We start from the raw sequence: 4,788 nt of genomic DNA, 5'->3' as shown, positions 1-4,788 counted from the left end.
TCGCAACCCGGCCTCGATCAAGAATCGATCGCGCGAGCGATCGCTATTCCCACGTCAGTGAATATCCTTCCAGACCTTGCGCTTCACCGCATAAGCGAGGCCGGTCAGCACGATCAGGAACAGGATCACCTTCGCGCCCATCTTCTTGCGGGCGTCGAGCTCGGGCTCGGCGGTCCATTCGAGGAAGGTGACGACGTCATGCGCCTCCTGATGGACGGTCGCCTCCGTGCCGTCGGCATAGGTGACGGAGCCGTCGGAGAGCGGCGGCGGCATGGCGATCTGATGGCCCGGGAAGGCGGCGTTGTAATACATGCCGTCGGGCACCGTCACGCCCGCCGGCGGCTCGACGAAGCCGGTGAGGACGCCATAGATATAATCGGCCCCGCCCTCACGCGCCTTGACGATGAGCGAGAGGTCGGGCGGCAGGGCGCCGTTATTGGCGGCGCGCGCCGCGTTCGCGTTGGCGAAGGGGGCGACGAACTTGTCCGAGGGCTTCGCCGGCCGCTCGAACATGTCGCCCGCGTCGTTCGGACCGTCCATCACATTGTACTGCGCGGCGATGGTCTTGATCTCGTCGTCGCCGATACCGATGTCGCCCAGATTGCGATAGGCGACCAGCGACAGCGAGTGGCAGGCCGCGCAGACATCCTTATAGACCTGGAAGCCGCGCTGGGCGGCCGCCTGGTCGATGGTGCCGAACAGACCGTCGAAGGACCAGCGCTGATGCTCGACCTCATGCTCGCTTTCGGCGGCACGCGCGGTCGTGGCGGCGAGGCCCGAGGCGATCAAGGCCGCGGCGGCGAAGGCGAGGAGTGCGTTGCGACGCATCATGCCTTCTCCATCGGCTTGGCAGTGGCGCCGGCCAGTTTGCCGCCGCCTTTGAGCACGGGCTCGCTGATACTCGTGGGCAAGGGCTTCGGTTTCTCGAAGAAGCCCAGGAGCGGCAGCACGATCAGGAAGTGGATGAAGTACCAGGCGGTCGCGACCCGGCCGATGATCAGGAACGGCACGCCGTGGAAGACGGCGTCGGGTGAATTCGCGCCGACCCAGCCCAGTACCAGGCAGTCCGCCAGATGGATCCAGAAGAACCATTTGTAGGTCGGGCGGAAACGCGCGCTGCGTACCGGCGAATGATCGAGCCAGGGCAGCACGAACAGCACCAGGATGGCCGAGAACATCGCCAGCACGCCGCCGAGCTTGGCCTCGATGAACCAGATGTCCGGCACCGCGCGCAAGATCGCGTAGAAGGGCAGGAAGTACCATTCCGGCACGATATGGGTCGGCGTCGAGAGCGGGTTGGCGGGGATGTAATTGTCCGGTTCGCCGAACAAGTTCGGATTGAAGAACAGGATCGCGGCATAGACGATCAGGAATACGCAGACGCCGAAATTGTCCTTCACCGTGTAGTAGGGGTGGAAGGGAATACTGTCCTGTGGGCCCTTCATGTCGATGCCGAGCGGGTTGTTCGAGCCGTGCTTGTGCAGCGCGATGATATGCAGCAGCACCACGGCCACGATCACGAAGGGCAGCAGGTAGTGCAGCGAGAAGAAGCGGTTGAGGGTCGGGTTGTCGACCGAGAAGCCGCCCCACAGCCAGGTCACGATGTACTTGCCGACGATCGGCAGCGCCGAGAACAGGTTGGTGATGACGGTGGCGCCCCAGAAGCTCATCTGGCCCCAAGGCAGCACATAGCCCATGAAGGCCGTTGCCATCATCAGCAGCAGGATGACGACACCGAGCATCCACAGGAGCTCGCGCGGCTTCTTGTAGGATCCGAAATAGAGCCCGCGAAAGATATGGATGTAGACGACGATGAAGAACATCGACGCGCCGTTCATATGGATATAGCGGAGCAGCCAGCCGTAATTCACGTCGCGCATGATGTGCTCGACGCTGTTGAAGGCGAGCGACGCCTGCGGGGTGTAATGCATTGCCAGCACGATGCCGCTGACGATCATGACCACCAGCATGAGGCCGGCCAGCGAGCCGAAATTCCACCAGTAGCTCAGATTCTTCGGCGTCGGATATTCATTCAGCTCATGGTCCAGATAGCTGAATATCGGCAGCCGGTAATCGATCCAGCGGACGATCGGGTTCTTGAATTTTGGCGTGCTCACGACTTCTTGGCCTCCGCCCCAACCAGGAGAGTGGTGTCGGTCTCGAAGATGTAAGTCGGGATCTCGAGATTTCGCGGCGCCGGACCCTTCCGGATGCGGCCGGAGGTGTCGTATTGCGAGCCGTGGCAGGGGCAGAACCAGCCGCCGAACTCGCCCTTGGGATCGCTCGGTTTCTGGCCCAGTGGCACGCAGCCCAGATGGGTGCAGATGCCGACCATGATCAGCCATTCGGGCTTCTGGACGCGCTGCTGATCGGTCTGCGGATCGCGGAGCTCTTTGATGTCGACGGCTTCGGCTTCCTTGATCTCTTCCGGCGTGCGGTGGCGCACGAACACCGGCTTGCCGCGCCAGGCCACGGTGATCGCCTGGCCGACCTCGACATGGCTGATGTCGATCTCGGTGGTGGAGAGCGCCAGCGTGTCGGCCGACGGATTCATCTGATCGATGAAGGGCCAGACGAGCGAGGCGACGCCGACGGCGGTCACCGCACCTGTGGCCAGGAAGAGGAAGTCACGCCGCGTCCCCTCGCCATGCGCGCCAGGGCCGTGCCCCGCGCCAGCGCTGGCCTGAAGGCTTTCCGCCATCTCTCTCTTACTCCTTTGGTCGCGCCCCACGCCCGAGGCCCGGATCAAGAAGCTCCTTGCAGCGCAGGACCGATCAGGACCGACGGTCTGTCCCCTCCCCGCAAGGCATTATCCAGGTGGGCTCGCGCGCCCTTATAACACTCTGTCGGCGAAGCGGTCTTCGGCTCTCTTGCGACAATCCGCCGCATAAATCGGGAGCCGCTAACCCCTTCGACGGCAAGCGGTATAGTCGATTCCCGAGGGTTTGCCTAGCGCTCCGGGGCCCGGCCAGATGCCGCATCTGAAGAACTCTCCGCCACCCCCTCGCGAGCCCGTTTCCGGAACCCCCCATGCGCCTCGCCCTCTACGAGCCCGACATCCCGCAGAACACCGGCGCCATTCTCCGGCTGGCGGCCTGCCTCGGCGTCGCGGTCGATCTGATCGAGCCGTTCGGATTCCCGTTCGATGACCGGAGGATGCGGCGTTCCGGCATGGATTATCTCGACCGGGTCGAAATCCGCCGGCATGGGAGCTGGGCTTCGTTCCAGGCGGCCAAGGCAGGACGGATCGTCCTCCTGACCACCGCCGGCGACCGAACCCTCCCCGGCTTCGGCTTCGAAGCCGACGACATCCTCCTGCTCGGCCGTGAAAGCGCCGGGGTTCCGGCCGCGATCCATGAGGCCGCCGACATCCGCCTGCGGATCCCGATGCAAGCGGAGATGCGTTCGCTCAATATCGCGCTCGCGGCGGCCCTGGCCCTGGGCGAAGGGTTGCGCCAGACCGGCGGCTGGCCAGGCTAAGGCAGACCCCCGCGCCGATCCGCCGCTTGCGGCCTCGACCGCGAACGCCGCACCATGCCGGCCGTCCTCCTCGACATGTTCAAGGTCCCATGAGCTCGGTCCCCTCCCCTCGGCAAGCCCGCGCCGCCGCCTGGTTCCAGGAACTGCGCGACCGGATCTGCGCGGAGTTCGAGCGGCTGGAGGATGAGCTCACCGGAATCCATGCGGATCAGCCGGCGGGCCGCTTCGAGCGCAGCGCCTGGACCCGGCCCGATGCCGAGAAAGGCGAAGGCGGGGGCGGCGTCATGTCGGTGATGCGCGGGCGCCTGTTCGAGAAGGTCGGCGTGAATGTCTCGACCGTCGAGGGCGTGTTCTCCGAGGAGTTCCGCAAGCAGATTCCGGGAGCCGGCGAGGACGGCTTTTTCTGGGCCAGCGGCATCAGCCTGGTCGCCCATATGCGCTCGCCGCTGGTGCCGGCCGTGCATATGAACACGCGTCACATCGTGACGAGCAAAGGCTGGTTCGGCGGCGGCGCCGATCTGACGCCGATGATTTCCGACGAGGCCGACACAGCGAGCTTCCACGAGGCGCTCAAGGCCGCTTGCGACCGGCATGACGAGCGCTACCACGCGAAGTTCAAGGAATGGTGCGATCGCTATTTCTACCTGCCGCACCGGAACGAGCCGCGCGGCATCGGCGGCATCTTCTTCGACAATCTCGACAGCGGCGATTGGGAGAAGGACTTCGCCTTCACGCGCGATGTCGGCCTCGCCTTCCTCGAGATCTATCCCGCGATCGTCCGCCGCCATATGGACAAGCCCTGGACGCCCGAGCAGCGCCGCCACCAGCTCATCCGCCGCGGGCGCTATGTCGAGTTCAATCTGCTCTATGACCGCGGCACGACCTTCGGCCTCAAGACCGGCGGCAACACCGAGGCGATCCTGATGTCGCTACCGCCCGAGGTGATCTGGCCGTAGGCGCGCGCGGGAATCTCTTCGATCCAGCTGCGGCGGCCCCCTTGTATATGGAGCGAATCGTCCCGGTATGCTGAAAGGGGTGAAGTGAGAGGGCCGATGGCCATCGGCCCTCTCGCGCGGCGGACGGCGCCCGTCCCCCCATTTCGTGGGGGAGAGATGCTATGGGGTGGGCGGCGAAGTGATGCACCATTGGTGTTGCAAAACCAACCGATGGAGCGCGTCCCATGCCAAGAATGAATGACCTGAGCCGATCCCTCACCGCCCTGAACCAGGATAGCACGCTGATTGCGGTTATCGAGATGGGGCTGAAGAGCTGGCTGGTGGGGGCAATTCTGCCCGGTGTTGATCGCCG

5 protein-coding genes are annotated in these 4,788 nt (G+C 64.6%); 2 read left to right on the top strand and 3 right to left on the bottom strand.

Features of this window, described 5'->3' with window-relative positions; genetic code table 11:
- Window positions 1-54 precede the first annotated feature (54 nt).
- From ACREE8_RS04715 to petA, 3 genes are read right to left on the bottom strand one after another with little or no spacing between them, the layout of a single operon-like run.
- Window positions 55-831 (bottom strand): cytochrome c1, encoded by a 777-nt coding sequence (locus tag ACREE8_RS04715; protein ID WP_431571823.1) that lies wholly within the window; start codon window positions 829-831, stop codon window positions 55-57.
- Window positions 828-2,117: a cytochrome b gene (locus ACREE8_RS04710; RefSeq protein WP_431571822.1), complete on the bottom strand. Its 1,290-nt coding sequence runs from the start codon at window positions 2,115-2,117 to the stop codon at window positions 828-830. The genes ACREE8_RS04715 and ACREE8_RS04710 overlap by 4 nt, the downstream gene beginning before the upstream one ends.
- A complete protein-coding gene (petA, locus tag ACREE8_RS04705; RefSeq protein WP_431571821.1) occupies window positions 2,114-2,701 on the bottom strand; it encodes a ubiquinol-cytochrome c reductase iron-sulfur subunit in 588 nt (195 codons plus the stop codon). The genes ACREE8_RS04710 and petA overlap by 4 nt, the downstream gene beginning before the upstream one ends.
- 329 nt (window positions 2,702-3,030) lie before the next feature.
- Here petA and ACREE8_RS04700 point away from each other — a divergent pair, with 329 nt between their 5' ends.
- Both ACREE8_RS04700 and hemF read left to right on the top strand, forming a co-directional pair.
- Window positions 3,031-3,480, top strand: a complete 450-nt coding sequence (locus ACREE8_RS04700) for a tRNA (cytidine(34)-2'-O)-methyltransferase (RefSeq protein ID WP_431571820.1) — start codon at window positions 3,031-3,033, stop codon at window positions 3,478-3,480.
- Window positions 3,481-3,569: 89 nt separating this feature from the next.
- A complete protein-coding gene (gene hemF / locus ACREE8_RS04695; RefSeq protein WP_431571819.1) occupies window positions 3,570-4,436 on the top strand; it encodes an oxygen-dependent coproporphyrinogen oxidase in 867 nt (288 codons plus the stop codon).
- The last annotated feature ends 352 nt before the right edge of the window (window positions 4,437-4,788 follow it).

The organism is Hypericibacter sp., assembly GCF_050729195.1.
Lineage (GTDB): Bacteria > Pseudomonadota > Alphaproteobacteria > Dongiales > Dongiaceae > Hypericibacter.
Note: the sequence above shows the minus strand (reverse complement) of the source record. Positions and strands in the feature narration are given on the sequence as shown.

Bases quoted from the DNA above. Each gene is read 5' to 3' on its own strand.
- ACREE8_RS04700 (WP_431571820.1), top strand. From the start codon at position 3,031: ATGCGCCTCGCCCTCTACGAGCCCGACATCCCGCAGAACACCGGCGCC.
- ACREE8_RS04715 (WP_431571823.1), bottom strand. From the start codon at position 831: ATGATGCGTCGCAACGCACTCCTCGCCTTCGCCGCCGCGGCCTTGATC.
- petA (WP_431571821.1), bottom strand. From the start codon at position 2,701: ATGGCGGAAAGCCTTCAGGCCAGCGCTGGCGCGGGGCACGGCCCTGGC.
- hemF (WP_431571819.1), top strand. From the start codon at position 3,570: ATGAGCTCGGTCCCCTCCCCTCGGCAAGCCCGCGCCGCCGCCTGGTTC.